General features: G+C 40.1%; 23 protein-coding genes. 13 read left to right on the top strand and 10 right to left on the bottom strand.

Annotated features, from left to right (window positions below; translation table 11 throughout):
• The 6 genes from J2746_RS02850 (at nt 1) to J2746_RS02825 (ending at nt 4114) form a co-directional block, all read left to right on the top strand.
• Nucleotides 1–1206, top strand: a complete 1206-nt coding sequence (locus J2746_RS02850; RefSeq protein ID WP_209615954.1) for a restriction endonuclease subunit S — start codon at nt 1–3, stop codon at nt 1204–1206.
• Nucleotides 1207–1269: 63 nt separating this feature from the next.
• Entirely contained in the window at nt 1270–1491 is a 222-nt protein-coding gene (locus tag J2746_RS02845; protein ID WP_245249953.1) for a type II toxin-antitoxin system HicB family antitoxin, read from the top strand.
• Nucleotides 1492–1734 (top strand): type II toxin-antitoxin system HicA family toxin, encoded by a 243-nt coding sequence (locus tag J2746_RS02840; RefSeq protein WP_209615951.1) that lies wholly within the window; start codon nt 1492–1494, stop codon nt 1732–1734.
• A gap of 78 nt (nt 1735–1812) precedes the next feature.
• Nucleotides 1813–3318, top strand: a complete 1506-nt coding sequence (locus J2746_RS02835) for a type I restriction-modification system subunit M (RefSeq protein WP_209615948.1) — start codon at nt 1813–1815, stop codon at nt 3316–3318.
• A gap of 73 nt (nt 3319–3391) precedes the next feature.
• Entirely contained in the window at nt 3392–3805 is a 414-nt protein-coding gene (locus J2746_RS02830; protein ID WP_209615945.1) for an HIT family protein, read from the top strand.
• A gap of 111 nt (nt 3806–3916) precedes the next feature.
• Nucleotides 3917–4114, top strand: a complete 198-nt coding sequence (locus J2746_RS02825) for a transcriptional regulator (RefSeq protein ID WP_209615943.1) — start codon at nt 3917–3919, stop codon at nt 4112–4114.
• A gap of 310 nt (nt 4115–4424) precedes the next feature.
• On the opposite strand, the gene J2746_RS02820 is transcribed toward J2746_RS02825, so the two are convergent.
• Together J2746_RS02820 and J2746_RS02815 are read right to left on the bottom strand one after the other, a co-directional pair.
• Nucleotides 4425–4817 carry a secondary thiamine-phosphate synthase enzyme YjbQ gene (locus J2746_RS02820; RefSeq protein WP_209615940.1) on the bottom strand — a complete coding sequence of 131 codons (393 nt, stop codon included), beginning with the start codon at nt 4815–4817 and terminating at the stop codon, nt 4425–4427.
• A gap of 116 nt (nt 4818–4933) precedes the next feature.
• Complete coding sequence (locus J2746_RS02815) at nt 4934–6196, bottom strand: diaminopimelate decarboxylase family protein (RefSeq protein ID WP_209615936.1); 1263 nt, start codon at nt 6194–6196, stop codon at nt 4934–4936.
• A gap of 370 nt (nt 6197–6566) precedes the next feature.
• Between J2746_RS02815 and J2746_RS02810 the strand changes: the two genes are divergently transcribed.
• Nucleotides 6567–7073: an Hsp20/alpha crystallin family protein gene (locus tag J2746_RS02810; RefSeq protein WP_209615933.1), complete on the top strand. Its 507-nt coding sequence runs from the start codon at nt 6567–6569 to the stop codon at nt 7071–7073.
• A 123-nt stretch (nt 7074–7196) separates the two neighbouring features.
• Nucleotides 7197–7898 (top strand): pirin family protein, encoded by a 702-nt coding sequence (locus J2746_RS02805; RefSeq protein ID WP_209615930.1) that lies wholly within the window; start codon nt 7197–7199, stop codon nt 7896–7898.
• Nucleotides 7899–7926: 28 nt separating this feature from the next.
• Here J2746_RS02805 and J2746_RS02800 read toward each other — a convergent pair whose 3' ends face one another.
• Nucleotides 7927–8661 (bottom strand): SIR2 family NAD-dependent protein deacylase, encoded by a 735-nt coding sequence (locus J2746_RS02800; protein ID WP_209615927.1) that lies wholly within the window; start codon nt 8659–8661, stop codon nt 7927–7929.
• Between the two features lie 380 nt (nt 8662–9041).
• Here J2746_RS02800 and J2746_RS02795 point away from each other — a divergent pair, with 380 nt between their 5' ends.
• The gene (locus tag J2746_RS02795; RefSeq protein ID WP_209615924.1) at nt 9042–11756 is read left to right on the top strand and encodes an ATP-binding protein; all 2715 of its coding nucleotides are present in this window, start codon (nt 9042–9044) and stop codon (nt 11754–11756) included.
• 11 nt (nt 11757–11767) lie between these two features.
• Here J2746_RS02795 and J2746_RS02790 read toward each other — a convergent pair whose 3' ends face one another.
• Nucleotides 11768–13702, bottom strand: coding sequence for a hydantoinase/oxoprolinase family protein (locus tag J2746_RS02790; RefSeq protein WP_209615921.1), 1935 nt, complete (start codon nt 13700–13702; stop codon nt 11768–11770).
• Between the two features lie 247 nt (nt 13703–13949).
• On the opposite strand from J2746_RS02790, the gene J2746_RS02785 reads away from it, so the two are divergent.
• Genes J2746_RS02785 through J2746_RS02775 form a run of 3 tightly spaced genes read left to right on the top strand, consistent with a single transcriptional unit; the run spans nt 13950 to nt 16629 of the window.
• The gene (locus J2746_RS02785) at nt 13950–14525 is read left to right on the top strand and encodes a helix-turn-helix domain-containing protein (protein ID WP_209615919.1); all 576 of its coding nucleotides are present in this window, start codon (nt 13950–13952) and stop codon (nt 14523–14525) included.
• Nucleotides 14526–14547: 22 nt separating this feature from the next.
• On the top strand, nt 14548–14964 hold the full coding sequence (locus J2746_RS02780) for an acyl-CoA thioesterase (RefSeq protein WP_209615917.1): 417 nt from the start codon (nt 14548–14550) through the stop codon (nt 14962–14964).
• 18 nt (nt 14965–14982) lie between these two features.
• Entirely contained in the window at nt 14983–16629 is a 1647-nt protein-coding gene (locus J2746_RS02775) for an AMP-binding protein (protein WP_209615914.1), read from the top strand.
• A 75-nt stretch (nt 16630–16704) separates the two neighbouring features.
• Here the strand turns inward: J2746_RS02775 and J2746_RS02770 are convergent, their stop codons facing one another.
• Both J2746_RS02770 and nudC read right to left on the bottom strand, forming a co-directional pair.
• Nucleotides 16705–18615 carry a DUF2341 domain-containing protein gene (locus J2746_RS02770; RefSeq protein WP_342451782.1) on the bottom strand — a complete coding sequence of 637 codons (1911 nt, stop codon included), beginning with the start codon at nt 18613–18615 and terminating at the stop codon, nt 16705–16707.
• Between the two features lie 204 nt (nt 18616–18819).
• Nucleotides 18820–19722 (bottom strand): NAD(+) diphosphatase, encoded by a 903-nt coding sequence (gene nudC / locus J2746_RS02765; protein WP_209615909.1) that lies wholly within the window; start codon nt 19720–19722, stop codon nt 18820–18822.
• Between the two features lie 97 nt (nt 19723–19819).
• On the opposite strand from nudC, the gene J2746_RS02760 reads away from it, so the two are divergent.
• Nucleotides 19820–20503 carry a 2,3-bisphosphoglycerate-dependent phosphoglycerate mutase gene (locus J2746_RS02760; protein WP_245249952.1) on the top strand — a complete coding sequence of 228 codons (684 nt, stop codon included), beginning with the start codon at nt 19820–19822 and terminating at the stop codon, nt 20501–20503.
• A gap of 28 nt (nt 20504–20531) precedes the next feature.
• On the opposite strand, the gene J2746_RS02755 is transcribed toward J2746_RS02760, so the two are convergent.
• The 4 genes from J2746_RS02755 to J2746_RS02740 all read right to left on the bottom strand — a co-directional run bounded on the left by J2746_RS02755 (nt 20532) and on the right by J2746_RS02740 (nt 23781).
• The gene (locus J2746_RS02755) at nt 20532–20924 is read right to left on the bottom strand and encodes a thioredoxin family protein (protein ID WP_209615906.1); all 393 of its coding nucleotides are present in this window, start codon (nt 20922–20924) and stop codon (nt 20532–20534) included.
• A 125-nt stretch (nt 20925–21049) separates the two neighbouring features.
• On the bottom strand, nt 21050–22471 hold the full coding sequence (locus tag J2746_RS02750) for a 2-oxoacid:acceptor oxidoreductase family protein (RefSeq protein WP_209615903.1): 1422 nt from the start codon (nt 22469–22471) through the stop codon (nt 21050–21052).
• A gap of 2 nt (nt 22472–22473) precedes the next feature.
• Nucleotides 22474–23532, bottom strand: coding sequence for a 3-methyl-2-oxobutanoate dehydrogenase subunit VorB (locus J2746_RS02745; RefSeq protein ID WP_209615901.1), 1059 nt, complete (start codon nt 23530–23532; stop codon nt 22474–22476).
• Nucleotides 23533–23547: 15 nt separating this feature from the next.
• The gene (locus J2746_RS02740) at nt 23548–23781 is read right to left on the bottom strand and encodes a 4Fe-4S dicluster domain-containing protein (protein ID WP_209615899.1); all 234 of its coding nucleotides are present in this window, start codon (nt 23779–23781) and stop codon (nt 23548–23550) included.
• Nucleotides 23782–23902: the final 121 nt, after the last annotated feature.

The following is a 23902-nucleotide window of genomic DNA, read 5'->3' as shown; positions in this document are numbered from 1 at the left end:
ATGAAAAAAGAGTTACCTGATGGGTGGGAATGGAAGAAGTTAGGTAATGTAGCAACCGTTGGTGCTGGAAATGGAGCACCACAGGGAGACAATTACTACGAAAATGGTGAGCACCCATTTGTAAGAACTTCTGATGTGGGTCAATATGGCCAAACAATCTGTTTAAAAAGTCCAAGGGATAAATTGAATGATATTGCCTTGGAAAAATTTAAATTAAAATTTTGGCCAAAAAATACACTTCTTATTCCAAAAAGTGGAGCATCCACATTTTTGAATCATCGTGCGCTTTTAGGAGAAGCAGCGTATGTTTCCTCACATCTTGCAACAGTAATTCCTAATAACTGTTTATTGCCAGAATATCTATATTATTGGTCTTTGAGTCTCGATGCTAAACATTTGACACCAAATACAAATTATCCTTCTTTGAAGTTATCAGACATTGAAAGTGCTAATATACCAGTCCCACCTCTTGAAACCCAACACCATATTGTATCCATCCTCGAAAAAGCCGAAGAAAATAAAAAAATGCGGGCACAGGCTGATGAACTTACACAGCAACTCCTGCAAAGTGTGTTTTTGGAGATGTTTGGAGATCCTGTTACCAACAATAAAAACTGGGATACTAAAAAACTCAAAGACTTATGTCTTGACATATATGGTGGAGGAACACCATCAAAATCCAAATCAGAATATTATGATGGCGAAATACCTTGGGTCACTCCTAAAGATATGAAACAGGATTTCATATCTGACAGCATTGATCATATAACAGAAAATGCCATCTCAAACAGCTCTGCAAAAGTAATACCTTCTGATTCTTTACTGATGGTAATTAGGAGTGGAATTCTAAAAAAGAAACTACCTGTGGCAATTAACACTTGTGACGTTACATTAAATCAAGATATGAAGGGGTTTGTTTTTGATAAAAAAATTGTAAGCCCTTTGTTTATGCTTTATTACTTCAAATCCTACCAAAAATATCTATTGAATCGTGTTAGATCTGTTACTGCTGATAATTTAGAGTTTCAACAAATCAAAATGATTGAGGTAATTCTTCCTGATATTGAATTGCAAACCAAGTTTGCAGCAATTGTAAATAAATTAAAGCAAACAAATGAACAGCAAAAAAAATCATCCACAGAAATCGACACGCTTTTCAACGCTCTCATGCAAAAAGCCTTCAATGGGGAACTGATAGCGGAGTAATGGGATTAACTCTTAATATCTTGCAAATATATCTTATTTTTAAGAAAAACCAGAGGAATACAATTGATAAGAGAGTTTACTGTTGTAATAGAGCAGGATGAAGACGGTATTTATGTTGCATCCGTGCCCGAACTTGAAGGATGTCACACACAAGCCGAGACTCTTGATGAACTCAATGTGCGGATAAAAGAGGCAATCGAGCTTTACATGGAAGTCACATCAGAAGATGATATCGGGAATCATCTGGACTTCATAGGCATTCAGAAAGTCAAAGTTGGCATTTAAATGACAGAAATAAAGCCTCTTCCTGCAAAAAAGGTCATAAAGGCACTTGAAAAGCTCGGGTTTGAACAACTCAGGCAAAAAGGAAGCCATCTTTTCATGAGACATCCTGACGGCAGGACAACCATAATTCCCATCCACTCAAAGAAAGACATAGGAAAAGGGCTTATAAGAAAGATAATCAACGATGCAAAAATAAGCCGTGACGAATGGATAGAGCTGCTAAAACAACTTATTATCTTCTAATCATCATCCTCTAATTACCATTTTCTAATTATAATCTTCTAATATTGTCCGTCAGTTCTGAAAAACAAAAGTGATACAATGAGACTCTCACCTGAAATCAAAACAAAGATAGACTCACTCTGGGACAGGTTCTGGAGTGGCGGTCTGTCAAATCCACTGCAATCCATAGAGCAAATGTCCTACCTCATCTTCATGAAAAGGCTTGAAGATATGGATGTTCTGGAGCAGAGACGTGCTAACTCTATGGGAAAAGAGTACAAGTCCATCTTTGAGGGAAACGAAGAATGCAGGTGGTCAGTCTGGAAACACAAATCTGCCGAAGACATGCTCAAACATGTAAGAGATGTAGTATTTCCTTTCATAAAGAACATTCATGACGGTGAGAAGACTCTGTTCTCGGAACACATGAAAGATGCAGTATTCATTATTCCAAAGCCTACGCTTTTGCAGGAGGCTGTTGGCATTATCGATGAACTCAATATATCAGCTCAGTCAGCAGACGTGCAGGGTGATCTCTATGAATATCTGCTAAGCCAGCTTGCGACAGCCGGTAAGAACGGGCAGTTCAGAACACCAAGGCACATTATCAGGATGATTGTTGAGCTTGTAGACCCTGACATTAATGACAGAATATGCGACCCTGCATGTGGTACAGGTGGTTTCCTTTTCTCAGCCTACAAACACATACTCAGGAATTATACCTCTCCTGAAATGATAGAACAGGACAAGGAAGGAGATTATCACAACCTGATAGGTGACAATATTGCAGAACAGGAACACTGGGATAAGCTGCATAATGACACCTTCTACGGCTTTGATTTCGATTCAACAATGGTGAGAATTGGACTCATGAACATGGTGCTTCATGGTATTAAGTCCCCTCATATTACCCTTACAGATACTCTCTCAAACCTATATACTGAAGAAGACCGCTATAATGTGATCCTTGCAAACCCACCTTTCAAGGGTAGTATAGACAAAGATGATATCAATGACAAGCTAACACTGAACACAAAGAAGACCGAACTTCTCTTTGTAGAAAACATGATTCGTCTGCTTGAGATGGGTGGAAAGTGTGGTGTAATTGTTCCTGATGGTGTGCTCTTTGGAAGTTCCAAAGCACATAAAGACCTTCGTAAGATGCTCCTTGAAAAATGCCAGCTTGAAGGAATTGTTTCCATGCCATCTGGTGTATTCAAACCCTATGCAGGAGTCTCAACTGCTGTTCTGATATTCACCAAAGGCGGGGACACAGAAAAGGTCTGGTTCTATGATATGGAAGCAGACGGTTACTCTCTGGATGACAAAAGAGCTCCAATTGATATGAAGGGTGATATTCCTGACATATTAGAGAGGTTCAGGAACAGGAAAACAGAGAATCCGGAAGACAGGAAGGGTAAATGCTTCTATGTTCCATTCACTGAGATTAAGGAAAATGGCTATGATCTCTCAATATCTCGATACAAAGAGATAGAATATGAAGAGATTGAATATGAAAAGCCGGAAGTTATTATCCAAAAGATAGAGCAACTGGAAGATAAGATAAAGGCTAATGTTGCAGAATTGAAAGAGATGTTGAATTAATATACTGCTTTCACATATAAACCCAACAACAATAATTAAATATCCAGAGCTTCAAAGGAAGAGGGTGATACATATGGATTGTCTATTCTGTAAGATCGTTGCCGGTGAGATTCCTTCACATAAAGTATATGAAGATGATTTTGTTTATGCGTTTCTGGATATATACCCCTGTGCAGAGGGACACACAATCGTTCTTCCGAAAAAGCATTTTGGTAAATTCACTGACATGAGTGAAGAGGATGCAGCTAAACTGTTTGCTTCAGTCAATAAGATCGCAAAGACAGTTGGAAAGACTCTTGAACTCGAAGGGATGAATATTGGAATCAACAACGGAGAAATAGCCGGGCAGACAGTGGCACATGTTCACGTTCACATAATTCCAAGGCGAGCAGGTGATGGAGAAGGTAACATGCACACCATCGTGGAACTGCATCCCTCCACGGAAAACATTGCTGAACTTGCTGAAAAGCTCAGGAACTCATTTTGAAACGAACGTTTAATCATCCGATTCAGTAAAATAAAAAGAAACGCTATCTATTGCATCAATTATTTATTTCACAATTCCCTTTATAGTAAAATAATTGCAGGAGAATAAAATATGGCAGATGATGAACAGAAAGTACTCGACGCATTAAAAGACTCAGGAAAACCAATGAGACCCGGAGAAATCGCTGAAGTAACAGGTATGGAAAGCAAAGAAGTCAGCAAGATCCTTAAGAAACTCAAGAGCTCAGATGCGATCTGTACTCCAAAAAGATGCTTCTATGCACACGCTGACTACGAGAAGTCAGAGTAATTAGAAACAAGATCCAATTACTTTCTTTTTTTCACTTTTTTACCTCAACTATATGCTATATTATGGACTTATATTATTGGCTCTTTGGGTCATGGATAACTAAAGTGATCCCGGAGGGTCCGACGAAGCCGGAGCTTTCCTATAAGAAAAAACAAAATACTCTGTATAATACCATGAAATACATTCTTTGCAGAAATTCTGTGGAATTAATAGCAGGACTGCAATAGTGTTTGGAACTATCTTCTGTGTAGCAACATTGAAATGAGCCGCCTTCGGCGGATAGTTACTTTGTTTTTAGATTGTGACTGTTTCATTCACTACTGATCACAGTAACCGTTACCTCTCTTGTTCTCGGGCCATCCATTTCCACAAGGAAAATGCTCTGCCATGTTCCAAGATGCAAACCTCCATCAATAACAGGGAGTGTTTCACTGCTTCCAAGCAACATTGCTTTTAAGTGCGAATCTGCGTTATTGTCGATTCGGTCATGAGCATAACCGGCATGTGCAGGGACGAGTTTCTCCAGCAATCCGAGAATGTCTGACACAAGACCGGATTCATTCTCGTTGATAATTATCGATGTTGTTGTGTGCTTTGTGCTTATCACACAGATGCCTTTCTGAACTCCGGTTTCATCCAGTTCTTTTCTTACTCTGTCTGTAATATCAATGAGTTCCATCCTTTTGTTCGTCTTGATCTGCATAGTTGTCACTATTATCTGATATTATTCTGGCTGTTAATAGTATTGTTGTAATATTGAACTGCATGAAGAAAAAAGGATGAAAAGTGAAAGAAAAAAGAGAATGAACACTTCAGCATTCATTCAAAATCTGCAAGACCTTCAAAATCAAGGGTTGCGAAATAATCCTCTATTGTCTCGGCTCTTCTGATCTGTACAAAGCTGCCGTCCGGTCTCAGGAGGAATTCTGCTGACCTGAGCTTACCATTGTAGTTAAAGCCCATGGCATGTCCGTGTGCTCCTGCATCATGGATAGCAAGTATGTCACCTTGCTCTATTTCCGGGAGGAGCCTGTCGATTGCGAACTTATCGTTATTCTCACAGAGAGAACCAGTTACATCATAAAGCATCTCATGTTCCTCATTCTCTTTGCCAAGAACGGTAATGTGATGGTAAGCAGCATAGAGAGCCGGACGCATGAGATTGGCCATACATGCATCAAGACCAACATAGTCCTTGTAGATGTGCTTCATATGGCGTACACTTGACACAAGATAACCGTATGGTCCTGTGATGACCCTGCCACATTCCAGGAATACCTTCAGTGGATGCAGATCATTTGCCCTGATGGTCTCATCGTATGCCTTTGCAACACCCTTCGCGATAACATCGTATGGTACTGGTTCCTGGTCAGGTCTGTAAGGAATGCCGATTCCACCTCCAAGGTTCACGAATTCGAATTTGATGTCAAGCTCCTTTGAAAGCTCGGCAATAAGCTCAAAGAGTATCTTTGCAGTCTCAATGAAATAAGTAGGATCAAGCTCATTGGATGCAACCATGGTATGCAATCCGAATCTTTTCACACCTTTCTCCTTCATCATGCGGTAGCCTGTAAAAAGCTGCTCTCTTGTAAATCCGTATTTGGCTTCTTCCGGATTGCCTATGATAGCATTTCCTTCCTTCAGAGGTCCGGGATTGTAGCGGCAGCAGACAATCTCAGGTAATCCGGCACATTCTTCCAGAAATTCGATGTGGCTTATATCATCAAGATTAATGATAGCTCCAAGTTCTTTAGCCTTGATGAATTCCTCTGCAGGAGTATCATTGGAACTGAACATGATATTCTCACCTACAATTCCCGTCTTTTCGGAAAGCAGAAGTTCAGGTAGTGAACTGCAGTCAGCACCGAACCCTTCTGTCTTTAGCAACTTCATGATATATGGATTTGGAAGTGCTTTTACAGCAAAATATTCCTTGAAACCATTGACAACACTGAATGCCTCCTTGAGTTTTCTGGAATTTTCTATAATAGCCTTCTCATCATATACATGAAAAGGTGTAGGATAGTTTTCTATGAGCTGTTCTATTTCTTCCTTTGTGAATGGAACTTCTTTTGAAACCATATATTTTCCTCGTTAATATCTGGTTCCTTAAATCTCGGTACAAAGATAAATAGTTGTTTGGAGAAACATTATATAAGTTGAATAAAGCAAAAAAGATGAAAAAACAAAGGTATTCGTTCATATTTGTCTGTTACATTGATACTTCTGACCGAGAACTTAATAGTAAATAAAAAAGATAGATAGATATGCAGAAAAAAGAGAGAATTAAATATCACTTGCTCTCTTTTTTCAGGCAGCTTCATTCAGAACGCAGGATATATATAGAACTTGTTCGCATATGATAGAACAATTGAGGTTACACTAAAAGACCAACAAATTGTTAACCAGGAATAGTCCGTTACGAAACCCGTTTCAAAAAGAGGATATAGGAATGAACGACAAAGATCATTACTCCGGTGATGACGAAGCGCCTGACAGAATAACAAGTATCGATGAACTGATAGAGCACATCATGGAAATGTTCTCCGAAAGCATCACAGAAGAAGATGGAAAAGCTGTGATACGCGGATTTACAATCATCGGTCAACCAGGTAAAAAACCTACTGTATTCGGGTTCAAGGGACAAAGCGAAAGTGAAGTTCCTGACTATGAAGAAGATGAGAGGACGGGAGACTTCTATATTTTCAATCAGGAGCCTTTCATAGATTTCTTTGAGACCGAGGACAAACTTGTACTGCTTGCAGACCTTGGTGTTGAAGAAAAACATGTGGAATATTATCCATATTGTTCCCATGTCGAGATCGGTGTCATAACAAATAGCACCGGTTATTCAAGAGTGATAGACCTTCCATGTGACGTCGACCCGAAAAGTATGGTCACAAGTTACAGGAATGGTGTACTGGAACTTACATTCGATCGTGCCGCTGATGAAGAATAAGCGGCATTGTTGTTATTTTTGATTTCATTATCTGGTTTTGACTTTTAATTTGCGGATAGCATCGGGTTTACAGTCAAGTACTTAAACACCAATATCAAATTATCCGAAAAAAAGGAAGATAATATGATAAAGGTAGTTAGAGCAGATGAAAGGCATTTCGTTGAAAACGATTCAATAAACGGTTACTGGATTTTCTCATATTCGGATTATCTGGATATGCAAAACACACACTTCGGAGACCTTAAGGTATTTAACGATGAGATACTGAAGACAGGAAAATTGTACAAACCTGAATCTGTTAATGATAAAGAGATCGTCACCATTGTCCTCGAAGGTGAACTTAGTCATGAGGATAGCACCGGTGCCAGGGAAACATTGAAAGCTGGTGACGTTCAGGTGCTTTCAAGTGGAAGCGGAGCTACTTTTACAGACATGAACCTGTCCGGCAAGGATGTGCATCTCTGCCGCATGTGGATCGAGCCGCTCATGCAGAATATGAAGCCTGCCTGCAGGCAGGAAAACTTTGACCTGGACAACCGAAAGAATGAACTTGTTCCCGTCGCTGGTCAGGGATATCCTGGAGCAGTTAAACTCAGAGCCAATACTACGGTATATATGTCAAAAATCGATTCAGGAAAAGTTGTTGACATACTTACTGATGTCTCAAGGTATGTATTCATTTACGTGCTGGAAGGAGAGATCACAACCTGTGGTGAGAAACTTGGAAAGAATGACCAGATACGCATAAATCAGAATGAGGAAATTGTTATTGAAGCAAATTCAGATGCTTGTTTCGTTCTTGTGGATTCCACTGGAATCTATTGATATCTGAAAATTGAAGACTTAAAAACGATTACTTGTCATTGAGATAAGATGAAAGGTGATTGAAAAAATCACCCAGTTCATCATATTTCAAATATGCATATCCATCTAATGGCGTTGGCATATTATTTACAATCACAAGTTTCCCACCTCTTTTCAGTGAATAAAGAGGGAGACTGGCTGCCGGATGAACTACAAGTGATGAACCTATGACCACAAAAAGGTCAGCTTTTGAACTTGCTCCCATTGCATTTGTAATTGCGCTCTCGTCCAGCATTTCACCAAAGAATGTTATGTCCGGTTTAATGAGTCCATTACATCTGGTGCAATAAGGAACCGTCTCTTTTTCCAGAAGTTCACGAACATCAGCGTAGGAATAGTTCTCTCCACAGGAAAGGCATCTGTGATTTGCAGGTGAACCGTGGATCTCTATCACATTAGATGATCCTGCTTTCTGGTGAAGCAAGTCTATGTTCTGGGTAATCAAAGAATTGATGAAACTTTTTTTCTCCATCATTGCCAGAGTCCTGTGTATAAGGTTTGGCTCTTTGGTATCCAGGTCATAAATGAATTCCCTTGCATGGGTATAAAAATATGCAGGATCCTTGTGGAAATATGCCAGATCAAATATCTTATTGGCATCATACTTTGCATAGAGACCGTTACTACCTCTGAAATCCGGAATTCCGGAAAAAGTGGAAATGCCGGCTCCACTCAGAAAGACACAATTCTCAGACTTTTCCAGAAGGTCAAGAAATCTCTGCATAAATGTAGTTTATTTCCTGGAAATATAACGTTTTCTTCAACAATTGACTTTTCATAAAACTTTTTTTTATCAAAGGCATTTGAACATAAATGCTAACGTCGGACATAGTAACTATAAAAATATAACGCTTTCTATTCGAAAATGTTCAATTATTTGACCAAGAAGTAAATAGATCCACTAACTAATTTACAATTGAATATATTTTGATTGAAAATATATTTTTGTTGATTCGATTTGAATAAATATATATACTAAAAGGATTAAGCAATGTTATAAAATCATTAGAATGTTGTAGCTGCAACCATATTTATGCATTAAAGATTGTGATAAGGATGAAAAACATAGCCACAAACAAATTAGTATTACTGATTTTATCTTTTTTGATCATTTTGGCTATTATCCTGTTCCATCTATACATTCTTGAAGGTGAACAAAAAATTATCTGGATCAGCCTGTTGATAATACTTTTCTGTTTTGTAATAGCTCATAATCTCAAAATAACAGCATTGAAAAAAGACCTCGAAACCGAAGTACAAAAAAACAAGGATGCTCACGACAGGCTCATGGTGAAATACCAGATAGAAAGTACCCTATCTAAAATATCATCAATGATCTCATTTGCCGACAATCTGGATGAGAAGATAGAAGAGTCACTTGGCATGCTTGGTAAACTTTGCAGTGCTGACCGTGCATATGTATTCAGAATTCTGGATGATGAATATAATGTAAGCAATACACATGAATGGTGTGCAGATGATGTCGAGCCACAAAAAGAAATACTTCAAAACTTATCTGGTTCTGATTACAAATGGTGGCTTGATAAAGTGGCACAAGAAGGATCCATTCACATAAAAGATATTGAAAAACTGCCACCTGAAGCTAACTCTGAAAAAGAGCTCCTGATGAGCCAGGATATAAAATCACTTATTGCACTTCCATTCTTTATAGAAAATGAAATTGCCGGTTTTATAGGCTTTGATAATGTAAGGGAAACCGGCGAATGGACTAAAAAAGATATTGAGGTACTTAATACATATTCAAATATACTTGCAATGGCGTTCAGGAAAAGATCCATTACAGAAGATCTGAACCTGGAAAGAAGACAACTGTTGTCAATATTTGACAGCATTGAAGAACCTGTATATGTATCTGATCCTTATACCTATGAAATATTATATGTTAACAAATTCCTGAAGCAGATACTTGAAGAGAATCCAATTGGGAAAAAATGTTATAAGGTACTCCAGGGATTCGGTGAACCATGCGACTTTTGTACAAATCCCCTGATACTCAAAAATAAAGACCGTACATACAAATGGGAATATCATAACCCAATATCAGAAAGAGATTATCTGATCATGGACAGGATAATAAAATGGATTGATGGCAGCGATGTACGTTTGGAACTGGCACATGATATCACAGAAATCAAACAGGCCGAAAGGGCCATAAAAGAAAGTGAAGAGAATTTCAGAAAAATAATAGACAATTCACCGCTTCCTATAGCTATTATGAATTCTCTTGGAGAGTTTGAATATACGAACCACAAGTTCACTGAAATGATAGGTTATACTGTTGATGACATCCCCACAATCAGTAAATGGTGGGAAGCAGCCTATCCAGATCCTGATTATCGCAGGAAAGTACAGGAAAACTGGAATGATATATCAAAAGAAAAGGATTCCGGAATTAGTGGAGAATGGATAATAAAATGTCTGGATGGAAGTGAAAGGCAGGTTGTTTTTTACTATGCGAAAACCAATAGCAGGATTGTCTTCATACTCAATGATCTGACAGAACTCAAAAAAACAGAAAAAGCTTTGATGATTGATGAATCATGCCTTGAAACATTACATGAATTAAGTTACATGAATGGTTTTTCCATTGACGATATTTGCAATTTCGCACTTTCAGAAGGAATCAAGTTAACAGGAAGCGAAGCAGGAGTTCTTGGTTTCTTTGATGAATATAAAAAGCTGTCCTCCGTTATTATAAAACCTGAAAATATGTTAAAGATGCATGGTTTTACCGATAATGATCTGATATACGGATTGGAAAGTTGTCACAGATGGACAGAATTACTGGAAAATAAAAAACCCCTTGTAATGAACAAGCCAGATGAAATAGAACTTGAGAGATGCCCTGACATATTCAGGAAAATGAGAGTCTGGTCATATATTGCAACACCCATACTCTATGAAAATGAAGTTGTTGGTTTCCTTGCAGTTGCAAATAAGAAAGATGATTACACTGAAAACAATATCCGACAGCTATCCCTTATCACCCAGATGGTGGGTGACATGATCCTTCTTAAAAGGTCAGAGGATGAACTTAAGAAATACAACATGAAACTGGAAGAGATCAATGATGAACTCAGGGAAGCGAACGATGAACTTCATTCACTGGATGAGATGAAGAGTAATTTCCTTGCAACCATGAGTCATGAACTGAAAACACCTCTTATCTCAATAATGGGCTTCAGTGAACTTGTAGGTGATGAAACACTGGGTCCGCTTAACAAAGAACAAAAAAGAGCTATGAAAGTTGTCAACAGCAATTCAGGACAATTAAAACGTCTTATCGAATCGTTACTTTTCATGAGCACACTGGAAGCGAAGAATTACGAATATGAATACTCTGAGTTAAGAATACCACAGATCGTAGAAAAAACGCTTTCCATAATTTCGATGGAGAATACTGATAAGAACCTGACAATAGAAAATACAATTCCGGATTCCCTGCCCTTTGTAAATGGTGATTCAAATTATCTTAGTGAGGTTTTTATTCATCTGATAGATAACGCTTTTAAATTTACACCATCAGGTGGCAGGATTTCAATTTCAGCAACAATGGAAGAAAAGAGAATACATATAATCATTGAAGATACAGGAATTGGAATACCTGAAACAAAGATCATAAAGACATTTGATAGCTTTTACCAGCTTGACAGTTCCCTTACAAGGAGATATGGTGGTGCTGGCATTGGTCTTAACATTTGCAAGAGGATTACTGAAGATCACGGAGGAAGGCTCTGGATCGAAAGTGTGGAAGGTTCCGGAACAAAGGTCCACGTTACTCTTCCTGCAATTAATTGAAGATTGACTTCTCATTCCTTCAATATCATCATTGGGTTGCCAATACCCACAACTATCACTTTTGTTTCCAGTGGTGGATGAGACCAGTTATCTGGAGACACGGTTTTCTTTGATACTGTCACTTTAGTATCCTGTTTTAAGATCCCACAACGCATTTCATAATCAAGTACCAGCTCGTTACCGACATTTGTTGCAAATTCAACTGCATCCCCGTAACTTTTGAAACGCTCTCTACTAACAGGAGAAAACACAAGGAAATCCTCATCCGGATTTTCCAGAGATGCGGGCCTTATCATGATCTCTATTCTTTTGACACCTTTACCTGCAAGTGCTCCAACTGCATTTCCAACATCTGCAAATTCAGGAACCACTACTTCGGCATCAATAAGAGAACTAAGTTCACTGTCATAAGCTCTTGAAGGACCTCCAAGAAGCACTACAGGAAGCTCAACCTTGAATTTTGCAGGATATTCATTGTCAAGCAGGTCAGCGATCATCTCCGGTGGATGATGTGGAAGAATATAGGACATAAGATCTGCTGCCATGTTCTTTGCCACAAGCTCCCTCACATAAGTACAAAGATCGTATTTTCCCTTTGTAGTATAGCGTGCGAGATTCATGGCACCTATCTCTGAAGCCTGTACATTCCATTTATCATAGATACCAAGAACGTGCAAAGCATCCGTGGGTGTGAAACCTATTCCCTGTACAAGCCTTTTTTGTATAAGAGAATTCAGAACATCAGAAGGAATATTCTTTCGAAGAGCAGAATTAATCTCGGAAACTGACACAGGTTCACTACCGATCATTGATAGGAGTCGACGTGCATCAGCTTTAAGATCAAAAGCTTCATAGGCTGTTCTGACAAAGAATTTGGTAGGCTGGAAATTCTCATCCATTAAATTTCTTGAAACAACCCTGTTTCTTTTGAGCTTGTTCAGAAGATCAGGATACATTGTGGAAGCAACACATAGTGGAAGAACTCTTCTGGGTCCCACATGTACTTGTGAATCCTGAACCCATATGTGACTGTCACCTCCTGTTGCAGAGGTTTCCATTTTCATAGCTCTTACACGGGTCTTCCATCCACCTACAACAGCACCGGAGCTGCTTATCTCAGGCACTCCGTTGTGAATCATTGAAACATCAGTGCTGGTTCCCCCAATATCAATAACAGCACATGTTTCCATTTTTGAAAGATAGGATGCACCAAGCAAGCTGGCAGCAGGACCCGAGAATATCGTTTCTATTGGTTTTTCCAGTGCATCCTCTATATTGTAAACCGAACCATCACATTTGAGCATCAGAAGACGTGCATCAATTCCACGTTCACGGACATCTTTTACAACAGAACTTACAAACTGGTGAGTGATAGGGATAAGCTGGGCATTGAGGATAGCAGTTACAGCTCTTTCATAGGCACCGAGTTCCTGTGAAAGCTCATGACCACACACAACCGGCATTTCGGTCATATTTGTGATAATTTCTTTCACCTGAAGTTCATGCTCAGGATTTCTTACACCAAAATATCCGGAAACCGCATAAGCAGAAACCTGCCTTTTTGTGCTGCGGATGAAATCCTCAACAGCGCCCACATCAAGTTCACTGAACTGGTCACCTCTGGTGTCATGTCCACCCTGCACGCATATCATATATTCAGAGGGGAATTCGGTTTGAGCAGGTTTTTCACCTATAATGATAAGAGCAACTGAAGTTCCAGTTCCTTCAAGTAACGAATTTGTGGAAAGTGTTGTGGAAACTGAGACAAGATTCACGTTTTTAAGAAGTTCCTGATCAAGTGAATCCAGCACGTTCTTTATACCTTCCTGGAGATCAGGATATGTGGTGAAAGCTTTTTTAGAATCAACTATCGCACCGTCTGAACCTCTTATGAGCACTGCATCCGTATATGTTCCGCCAGCATCTATTCCAAGACCGAAATGCATCTCTTATCACCTGTTTTGAAATAAATTGAAATACAATTATAGATTGGTTCGTAGCTATTTAAACATATCCATTTCAATAATTGTTGAAACAACTTATACATTATTTAAGATAATATATTTAGGATCCTGGAAGCAAAAAGAAGCAGACTGTTCCGGTTCTAATGTTCATGATAAATCAATACTTTTTTAACTGAGCATACCATAAGCCTAAGAACACGTTTTGTGACAAAAAACAAGAGGATTAACGATGGCAGATAAGAACATACTAGGTGACAAAATACGCCAGATACGTGAAATGCAGAAAATGTCTGTGGAGGATCTTGCAAATAACAGTAATACAAGCACAGAACTGATAACGCAACTCGAAAACGGAGCGCTTGTTCCTTCTCTTACTCCGGTCATGCAGATCGCAAGAGCTCTGGGAGTTCGTCTTGGAACATTCCTGGACGATGCACCACACACAGGACCGGTAGTTGTTAAAAATGGTGAATCTGACAATGTTGTGAGATTCTCCGGTAACTGCGACACATGCGAAAAAAGCACACTGGACTTTTTCTCACTGGCTAAAGACAAGGCTGACAGACACATGGAACCTTTCATCATAGATGTCCACCCCAGGTCAGGTGAGGCAAAGCAATCATCCCATGAAGGAGAAGAATTCATTTACGTGCTCGGCGGCGAGATAGAGATACTTTACGGAAATGACAGCTTCACACTTTCAACCGGTGACAGCATATATTACGATTCCGTTGTTCCGCATCTTGTTCATGCAACAGGAAGCGAAGATGCAAAGATACTGGCAGTGGTTTATGCACCTTATTAATTAAGATCAGAAGTAGATGAAAATGTTCAAAACAACTGTTACTCCAAGATTCGGCGACATAGACGGACTGAAACACGCCAACAACATTGCGATTGCCATCTGGTTCGAACAGGCCAGAAACCCGGTTTTCAGAATGTTTACACCTGACCTTGATCTGAGTTATGAGAACTGGAAACTCATCATGGCAAGGACTGAATATGACTATGTAGGTGAAATGTTCTACGGATACGATGTTGAGATCATTACCTACATATCAAGGATAGGGAACTCGTCCTTCGTAGTTACACAGGAAGCATGGCAAAACGGGACAAAAGGAGCAGTAGGCAGGTCAACAATTGTGCATTATGATTTTATGAACAAAAAGTCTGTGCCAATTCCTGATGAAATCAGGAAACAACTGGAAGAACACCTGCAGGAAGAAAATAACAGTTGTAAATAAGATTCCGGAGATTTAATCATGCCATTTACAAATGAGACCATCGGTGATTTTTTTGAGAATACTGTCAGGAACGATCCAGACAGGGAATTTGTCGTCTATCCTGACAGGGACCTGAGGTTCACCTATAAAGAATTTGATGAACGAGTTAACATGCTGGCTAAAGGCCTGCTTGAACTTGGAATAAAAAAAGGGGATAATGTTGGTATATGGGCTACCAATGTTCCCGACTGGCTTACCTTCCTGTTTGCCACTGCAAAGATTGGTGTCGTACTGGTCACTGTGAATACCGCATATAAGATCCATGAAGTCGAGTATGTTATGAAACAGGCTGACCTGAAAGCTATTGCTATTATCGATGGGTTCAGGGATGTAAGTTACATTGAGACAATCTATGAGCTTGTTCCTGAGCTAAAGACCCAGAGCCGTGGAAACTTAAGAAGCGAAAAGTTCCCACACCTGAAGAATGTTATTTTCATTGGCCAGGAGAAACATCGTGGAATGTACAGTACCAGAGAACTGTTCCTCCTTGGACAGCACGGCAGTGATCAAAAAATCCGGGACATAATGAAGACACTTGATAAGGATAATGTCATTAACATGCAATACACCTCCGGTACGACAGGTTTCCCAAAGGGTGTGATGCTGACGCACTACAATATTCTTAACAACGGTTATTACATCGGTGAAAGACAGAAATTCACAGAAGAGGACAGGCTTTGTCTCCCGGTGCCCCTGTTCCATTGTTTTGGAATAGTGCTTGGTGTGCTTGCAACTCTCACACATGGTGGTACACTTGTTATGCTTGAGCTCTTCGACCCACTTATGGTTCTTGCAGCAGTACAGAAAGAGAAATGTACAGCCCTTTACGGCGTGCCAACAATGTTCATTGCAGAGTTCAGCCACCCAATGTTCAAGATGTTCGATCTTTCATCACTCAGAACAGGTATAATGGCAGGCTCACCATGTCCGATAGAAGCCATGAAACGCGTCATCAATGATATGCATTGCAAGGATATTACAATCGCCTACGGACTTACAGAAGCATCACCTGTGTTCACCCAGACAAGTACGGATGACTCAATTGAGCGCCGTGTCAGTACTGTTGGAACTGCAATGCCAGAGATCGAAGTTAAGATCGTTGATCCGGAAAGTGGTGAGATCGTAAAACCGAACGAACAGGGAGAGATCTGCTGCCGTGGTTACAATGTCATGAAAGGATATTATAAAATGCCTGAAATGACAGAAAAGGCAATCGATAAAGATGGATGGCTTCATAGTGGTGACCTTGCAACTGTTGATGAAGAAGGTTACTACAAGATTACAGGCCGTATCAAGGATATGATCATTCGTGGCGGAGAAAATATCTATCCAAGAGAGATCGAAGAATTCCTTTTCACCATGCCTGGTGTTAAGAATGCCCAGGTTGTCGGTATACCTGATGAGAAATATGGTGAGATCGTTGGGGCTTTTATAGTCAAAGCCGAGGATTCAGACATCACAGAAGAAGATGTCAGGGACTTTGGTCTTGCAAGAATAGCACGCTACAAGGTCCCAAAGCATGTTTTCTTCGTGGAAGACTATCCACTCACAGCAAGCGGAAAGATCCAGAAGTTCAAACTAAGGGATCTTGCTGTGGAACTTCTTGAACAGAAAAACGACCAGTGACCGGATAATCGGAAAAAAATAAGAACAAAAATAAAATTTAAAAAAAATTAAAAAGGAAAATGATGTGTTCTCACATCACTTTTCTTTTATCCTTCTTTTTTGAATATAGGAAACTACCAATACACCGACAATTCCGGCTATTGCCAATGTTGCTGAGAATCCCGGAATACTGCTGCCGTCACTTTCAGTTTCTTCTGCAGTGTCCTGAATGCTTGCATAAGCATCATATTCTTCGTAAACAGCAATTGATGTTCCCACAAATGCACTGTCATCTGCATAATAATCCTCAAGCTCAGAAAGAAGACTCTGCACATCAGCATCTGTCAGGAAATCCTCATTTACTGAAATGCCGATAAGTGCTTTTCCTTCTGATGCCCTTATTTCACCCATTCTGGATGCTACAGAATCAATGATATCTGTCCTTGTTTGCGGATTTGTTTCTCCGAGTTCGTATGTCTGAAGGATTATCAGATCGGCTGTTTCCGAAACTCCTGAAATGTCAGACAGAGTATAAGATGTAGGAATATCAACTGCAATTGCAAGTTCATTACCTGTTATTTCCCTGGTATCTTCAAGCAGAAGAAGATTTAAAGCACACGCATTATCAAGGTCATCAGTGCATGGATCAAGAGCAATATCAACACCGTCAAATGCTGAAAGTGATTTGCTGTTGTAGTCGATTACCTCTTCAAGCACATTCTTCACGTAAACAGAGTTATCCTCATTAGTGTCACTGTTCGGATCGTTGAATATCATTGCATAGACCTGCATATCATGGTCGTGTGCTGTCTTAACGAATCTCTCAAGGTTCCAGATGTTATACTCGTTTGTCAGAACCATGATTGTGTTAAGTCCGCTTTCTTTCAGTTCAACAATGGCATCCTCGTCATAATCACTAGTATTGAAGATGCGTATTGCGGTCATGATACCACTTGCAGGAGTTATGTTAATTCTGACAGGAGCTTCTGCGGTAACTTCCTGTTCCTGCACTGAACTTTCAAAGCTTACAGTAGGTTCTTCAGGAACAAAATTACGTACATAGGCATAGTCTATAGATACATAGCCGGTATTATCTGAAGCGTCAGAGTATGAATTCGCAGATATGTATACTTTCATATCCTCAACAGGAACATAATTGTACTCTTCAGTTGACACAATATCCATTTTACTGTCCCTGACGCCATCCTTATACCAGGCAAGGTTTCCAAGTTCATCATCCATGTACCAGGTAACTCCAATGGTGTACCAGTCACCTTCGATCTCGTCAATATCTGTCAAATCAGAAGGATAATAGCGTACATCTTCCTTATCATTTTTAATGGTCCAGCTTACCTTTGTTTCATTTTCAAGCTCTGATACAGCAAGTATCTGATTTTTAGTTTCCTTCTGAGGATCAACAAATCCCTGAGTTATAACAGGGCCTCTGCTATCTTCTCCGGTAGTTGTTTTTGACCTTTTTACTACGAACATGGAATTTATTAAAAATTCATCCTTGGATTTAAGACTTGAAACATCCTCCGGATGGAACTTTGGAACTATGAGTTTACACACTCCACTGGAAACTTCCTGCTCACCACCACCGGTTGTAAATGATTCCCAATTACTGAAAGTACTTCCGCTGAACGAATCAAAGAACTCAAAGGTTCCCGGGCCACTTGCAATCTCGCTAGCTTCGGGATTTCCATAATGCATTATGATTTTAGTGTTACTATTGGCAGGAATCGAAGGTACTTTCACCCATAAGGTTGCTGTCTCTTTTCCAGAACTCCACTCCTCGACCCAGTGTTTAAGTTGTGAATCACCGGATGTAAAACGAATGTCCTGTCCCTCAGATTGAGCAAGTGAAAAATCAAAGTTAGAATTATTCAGAACTATAGGAATCTGATAATTTGTAAGACTGCTTCCTGAGTTCTCCTTAATGATAATCTCTTCAGAATAATTCCATTCACCACCACCTGAATATGTTAATGCTGCGCATGTTTGCACAAATGTCAAACTGGCTACTAATATGAAAATGATATAGATTTGTCTGTAAAATGACATCCTAACGCCGTCCTCATGTTTTTCTATTAAGTTTGAAAAATAAAGTCCTGAGTATTATTTGCTGTGCGACTGTATAAATCTTGTGCATTTAAAAATAACAAATGCCAAACAAAAAAGGAAAGTAAAATTAAAATTAAAATTAAACTATCAGGAGTGCCTGCTGATGAAATGTTGTATCAGTTGTCCTGATATGCTATGAGTTCCTGGAATATTTGGAATCTCATCTTTAGTATACCACCCTGCGTCTTCTATTTCAACGCCATCTATCTGAATGTCACCTTCTGCATGTTCAGCAGTGAACCCTATCATAAGCGAATCCGGGAAAGGCCAAGGCTGGCTTCCAAAGTATTTGACGTTCTTGATATTGATACCTACTTCTTCCATTACTTCCCTTACAACAGCCTGCTCTATTGACTCCCCGGGTTCTACAAATCCTGCAATGATACTGTATCTTCCTTTGGGGAAATGAGGAGAACGTGCAAGCAAGAGTTTGTCTTCTTTTTCAATTAATACTATTATTGCCGGTGATATTTTAGGGAAAACTGTAAAACCACATTCTTGGCAATGTTTTGCTCTCTCTTTTTCTTTAAGGTATGTTTCACTGCCACATCTGCCGCAATAAATAGTATTTTTATCCCATTCCATTACGTGAACAGCTTTTCCTGCAAGCGCACTGAGGTTTTCTTCAAGAATTCCATGAAGTTCCCTGAGACCTGCAAAACAAATTTTTTCACTGATACTACATACATCTGTGGAAGATGACTTGAAAGGATCACCTGATACTATCTCATCAGGACATTTTGAACTGTCAAGTTCCATGGAATAACAGGAAGTATCCCTGAGTTCTCCCAGATACTGAGTCCTTATACCTGAAAAATCAAGTCCCTCCACTTCAGACAGGAATGGTAATCTGTAACCACCTTCATCATAGATAAGCAATAATTTGCGGTTTCTGAATGCAAAACAAAGACTGTCACTGTTTTCATCTTTCCGGGGTGGCTGGACCAGTGGCAGGAAATCCGATGCCTGAATTGTGTCCTCTGAGTTCATAACTGGAACAATAGATGTCCGGGTACATTTATGAATATTACCTTAGAACCTTAAGCTTTTAATATGCAGGCTACAAAATACTATTCGGTTTATGGGAATGAACGGGAATGATTCGATGAATTATCTGATACTGTTAAGACACGGACAATCCATATGGAACCTTGAGAACAGGTTCACAGGGTGGGTTGATGTACCACTTAGTGAAAAAGGGATAAAGGAAGCAATGGATTGTGCCACCGAACTTGAGAATGTAGAGATAGATGTTGCATTCACATCCAAACTCATAAGGGCGCAGGAGACTCTTTTTCTAATACTTGCAAAGCAGAAGAAAAGTGGTATTTTCCTGCATGAAAGTAAGAAGAGAAATGAATGGTCACTGCATCCGGTCAGATTCGAGGAAAATGAAATTCCTGTCTTTTCAAATGATGCACTGAATGAAAGATATTACGGAAATCTGCAGGGACAGAACAAACAGGAAGCAAAGGAAAAGTTTGGTGAGGAACAGGTATTCATCTGGAGAAGAAGTTACGATGTGCAACCACCCGGTGGTGAAAGTCTCAAGGATACTTATGAGCGCACAATACCTTATTTTAAAGAAAAAATAGTTCCACAACTTGAAAACGGAAAAAATGTAATAGTTTCAGCACACGGCAACAGCCTGCGCTCTATGATAAAGTTCATTGATAATATCAGTGACGAGGATATACCAAAACTGGAACTTGCAACGGGGAAACCACTATATTACCGGTTTGAGAACGGTGAATTCATTAAGGATGAATAAAAGTGAAACTTATTCATCTATTATTCTTTTACTCATATGGTGAAACCTCGTCTGGCATCGGGGATGTGTGTAGCACACATTCATCACCGTGTCTTATGAGTTCTTCAATTGATTTCCTGAGAATTGAAGGGTAAACAAGACCAACTTCTTCCTTAATGGCATTGCCCTTGCAGAAGAACTTAAAAGTTGGTGTTCCACGCACACCATATTTTCTTGCAGTCATTGGACTGTCAAGTCCGTTCATCATTACAAAAGTGCATGACTTGTGGAACTCAATTGAGTAGTCCTTAAAATATGGTTCAATCTCCTTACAATGAACACAGGTTGGCAGATAGAACATTACAACCATTGGTTTTTCCTGATTTTCAATTAGCTCTTCCCAGTTGGAATCATTAGCTTCTAAAATGTTGCTTTCAGCCATTTTTATCCTCTCCCATAATAAAAGGGGGCTTTCAGCTATTAAAAACTTATCTTCAAAAAAAGAAAAGTAACAGGCGAAAACTACCTGTTTAATTTTTTGATCTTTAAATTTAAGACTTTAATAAATCAGATATTCTCTTTTGCCCATTCAGCAGCCGCTTCAAGAACTGCATGATTCAGAGGAATGAGCTTTGGTTTCTTTGCAAAAGTCTCTGCAAGCGCTGACTTGAAATGCTCCTCTTCAAGTCCTGTAATACCAAGTGCCATGATAACTCCCAACATTACGGTGTTTGCAGCCTTTTCAGAACCTGCATCACCTGCAATCTTTACAGCAGGAACAGCTATGCCTTTGACACCTTCCGGAATATCACATTCTCCTATTGTTGAATCATAGAGTACGTATCCTCCTTCCCTGACATCATTAGCAAACTTTTCCAGTGAAGGACGGTTCATTGCCACAAGGACATCAGGTGTATAGACTACCGGAGAACCAATGGATTCGCCTGATACGACAACTGAACAGTTGGAAGTTCCACCACGCTGCTCAGGACCATATGATGGATACCATGAAACAAAGCGCTGTGCATCACAACCAGCGTGTGCAAGGGTCAGTCCCATACTAAGGACACCCTGTCCACCGAAACCTGCTGCCTTTATCTGAACTTCAGGGAATGAAGGATCAAGTTTTGCGTCAGGTGAGGATTCAGTCTCAAGGTTGAAGAGGTCATCAATTGACTTTCTGTCAAATACACTGTCACCTCTGCAAAGTGATTCGGTCTCATCTGTAAGGTCCCTGTAATTTCCAAGCGGGAATTCCTTTTCCATCTGCTCATTGACAAAAGCAGTACTCTGCTCGGAGTTCTGTCTGAGATTTGTCGGGCAGGTGGAAAGAATCTCCACAAATGCATATCCTTTACCGTCACGCTGTATCTCAAGAGCCTTGCGAATCGCCCTGCGTGCCTTTCTGATGTGTGAAATATCGGAAATTGAAACCCTTTCAATGAAAACCGGAGCCTTCAGGTTGTCAAGAAGCTCACACATGTGCAACGGATAACCTGCAAATCCTGGATCTCTTCCTTCAGGACAGGTTACGGTCTTCTCTCCAATGAGAGTTGTCGGTGCCATCTGTCCTCCGGTCATACCGTAAACCGTGTTGTTGACAAAGAATACTGCCATTTTCTCACCACGGTTAGCTGCCTGGATTGTCTCGTTCAGACCGATTGATGCGAGGTCACCGTCTCCCTGGTAAGCAATAACTACTGAATCATCCTGAGCCCTTGAAACACCTGTTCCAACAGCCGGAGCACGTCCGTGTGCTACCTGGATGTTTCCGCAATCAAAGTAGTAGTAAGCAAAAACAGCACAACCTACAGGACTTATCATGACACTGCGGTCCTGTATTTCAAGATCGTGCATTGCCTCACCGATAAGCTTGTGGATAACACCATGTCCACATCCGGGACAGTAGTGGGTTGCGGTTGGAGCTGCACCACCCTTACGGGTATATTCTGAGTACAGGCCAGTGCTCTTTATCACTTTTTCTGCCATTGTTACTCCTCCCCTGCGATCTTTCTGATGCTGTCAAGGACCTGGTCCATTGTGATCAGGTTTCCACCCATGCGGTGTACAATTTCAGTCGGCCTGCTGCATTCAATTGCCAGTTTAATATCCTCAAGCATCTGTCCGTTGCTCATCTCAACGGAAACAAATGTACATTCCCTTGAGTCTGCAATTGCCTTCAGTTCTTCCTTGGGGAACGGGAACAAAGTCTTTGGCCTGAAAAGACCGACCTTGATACCTTCCTTTCTTGCCTGGTCAACAGCAGATCTGCAAATACGACTGCTGATACCGTATGAAACAAGAATGATTGAAGCATCCTTTGTCATATAATCCTCGTAATCCACTTCCTGTTCCTCAATTGTGGCGTATTTTTCCTGGATCTCATAGTTGAATTCTTCAAGCTGGTTGAAGTCAAGGAAAATGGACGTTACAAGGTTCTCTCTGGTTTCTGCTGTACCACTTACAGCCCATTCATTGTCAATCTCAGGTTTTACTGAAACTTCCGGGAACTGCAGGGACTCAACCATCTGTCCGAGTACACCGTCAGCCATTACAACAACAGGATTTCGGTATTTGCAAGCAAGTTCAAATCCCTTGATAACAAAATCACACATTTCCTGCACTGAGTTTGGAGCCAGTACTATGTTCTTGTAGTTACCGTGGCCTCCGCCTTTGACCACCTGATTGTAGTCCCCCTGCTCAGGACCGATATTTCCAAGTCCGGGGCCTGCTCTCATGATGTCAACTATTACACATGGAAGTTCAGCTCCTGCCATATAGGATACTCCTTCCTGTTTCAGACTTATTCCAGGTCCGGATGATGCGGTCATAACCCTGTGACCTGTGGATGCTGCACCAAAGACCATGTTGATAGCAGCTTCCTCTGACTCTGCCTGTACGAATTTTCTTCCGAGCATTGGGAAATACCTGGAAGCTTCCTGCAATATCTCACTTGCAGGAGTGATAGGATAACCGAAATAACAGTCACAGCCAGCGTATAGTGCTCCTATGACAGCTGCTGTGTTACCTTTTACTAATTGTGTTGCCATGTTCTCACCTTAAGTTCAATCGTCCTTAAGCGGAATGTGTATCTCTATGGCAAGTGGCTCAGGACAGGTATAATAACAGTTGGTACAACCTGTGCAGCCCTCGCCTGCATATTCTATGTAATGGTATCCTCTCTCGTTGAGATCGTCGCTCATTTTCAGGACACCCTTTGGACATGCTACAATACAACGTCCGCAGGCCTTACACTCTATGATATTGATAACCGGGTATGGTTCTTTTTTGCCTGACATAATTCAAATCCTCATTTGAATGAATAAAAATAATATCCCGGATAAGGAATAGTCCCTAAAGACGTTAAATCCCTATTTACTTTATGGTCCGGAACTTAAATGAAAAATGAATGAAAAGGAA

This window comes from Methanolobus bombayensis (assembly GCF_017873415.1).
In the GTDB taxonomy this organism is placed as follows: domain Archaea; phylum Halobacteriota; class Methanosarcinia; order Methanosarcinales; family Methanosarcinaceae; genus Methanolobus; species Methanolobus bombayensis.
The sequence above is the reverse complement of the archived record's forward strand: the minus strand, read 5'-3'. Positions and strand labels throughout refer to the sequence as shown.

Excerpts from the sequence above, each read along its gene's own strand:
- J2746_RS02850 (WP_209615954.1), top strand. The coding sequence starts at position 1 with ATGAAAAAAGAGTTACCTGATGGGTGGGAATGGAAGAAGTTAGGTAAT.
- J2746_RS02840 (WP_209615951.1), top strand. The coding sequence starts at position 1,492 with ATGACAGAAATAAAGCCTCTTCCTGCAAAAAAGGTCATAAAGGCACTT.
- J2746_RS02835 (WP_209615948.1), top strand. The coding sequence starts at position 1,813 with ATGAGACTCTCACCTGAAATCAAAACAAAGATAGACTCACTCTGGGAC.
- J2746_RS02830 (WP_209615945.1), top strand. The coding sequence starts at position 3,392 with ATGGATTGTCTATTCTGTAAGATCGTTGCCGGTGAGATTCCTTCACAT.
- J2746_RS02825 (WP_209615943.1), top strand. The coding sequence starts at position 3,917 with ATGGCAGATGATGAACAGAAAGTACTCGACGCATTAAAAGACTCAGGA.
- J2746_RS02820 (WP_209615940.1), bottom strand. The coding sequence starts at position 4,817 with ATGCAGATCAAGACGAACAAAAGGATGGAACTCATTGATATTACAGAC.
- J2746_RS02815 (WP_209615936.1), bottom strand. The coding sequence starts at position 6,196 with ATGGTTTCAAAAGAAGTTCCATTCACAAAGGAAGAAATAGAACAGCTC.
- J2746_RS02810 (WP_209615933.1), top strand. The coding sequence starts at position 6,567 with ATGAACGACAAAGATCATTACTCCGGTGATGACGAAGCGCCTGACAGA.
- J2746_RS02805 (WP_209615930.1), top strand. The coding sequence starts at position 7,197 with ATGATAAAGGTAGTTAGAGCAGATGAAAGGCATTTCGTTGAAAACGAT.
- J2746_RS02800 (WP_209615927.1), bottom strand. The coding sequence starts at position 8,661 with ATGCAGAGATTTCTTGACCTTCTGGAAAAGTCTGAGAATTGTGTCTTT.
- J2746_RS02790 (WP_209615921.1), bottom strand. The coding sequence starts at position 13,702 with ATGCATTTCGGTCTTGGAATAGATGCTGGCGGAACATATACGGATGCA.
- J2746_RS02785 (WP_209615919.1), top strand. The coding sequence starts at position 13,950 with ATGGCAGATAAGAACATACTAGGTGACAAAATACGCCAGATACGTGAA.
- J2746_RS02780 (WP_209615917.1), top strand. The coding sequence starts at position 14,548 with ATGTTCAAAACAACTGTTACTCCAAGATTCGGCGACATAGACGGACTG.
- J2746_RS02775 (WP_209615914.1), top strand. The coding sequence starts at position 14,983 with ATGCCATTTACAAATGAGACCATCGGTGATTTTTTTGAGAATACTGTC.
- nudC (WP_209615909.1), bottom strand. The coding sequence starts at position 19,722 with ATGAACTCAGAGGACACAATTCAGGCATCGGATTTCCTGCCACTGGTC.
- J2746_RS02760 (WP_245249952.1), top strand. The coding sequence starts at position 19,820 with ATGAACGGGAATGATTCGATGAATTATCTGATACTGTTAAGACACGGA.
- J2746_RS02755 (WP_209615906.1), bottom strand. The coding sequence starts at position 20,924 with ATGGCTGAAAGCAACATTTTAGAAGCTAATGATTCCAACTGGGAAGAG.
- J2746_RS02750 (WP_209615903.1), bottom strand. The coding sequence starts at position 22,471 with ATGGCAGAAAAAGTGATAAAGAGCACTGGCCTGTACTCAGAATATACC.
- J2746_RS02745 (WP_209615901.1), bottom strand. The coding sequence starts at position 23,532 with ATGGCAACACAATTAGTAAAAGGTAACACAGCAGCTGTCATAGGAGCA.
- J2746_RS02740 (WP_209615899.1), bottom strand. The coding sequence starts at position 23,781 with ATGTCAGGCAAAAAAGAACCATACCCGGTTATCAATATCATAGAGTGT.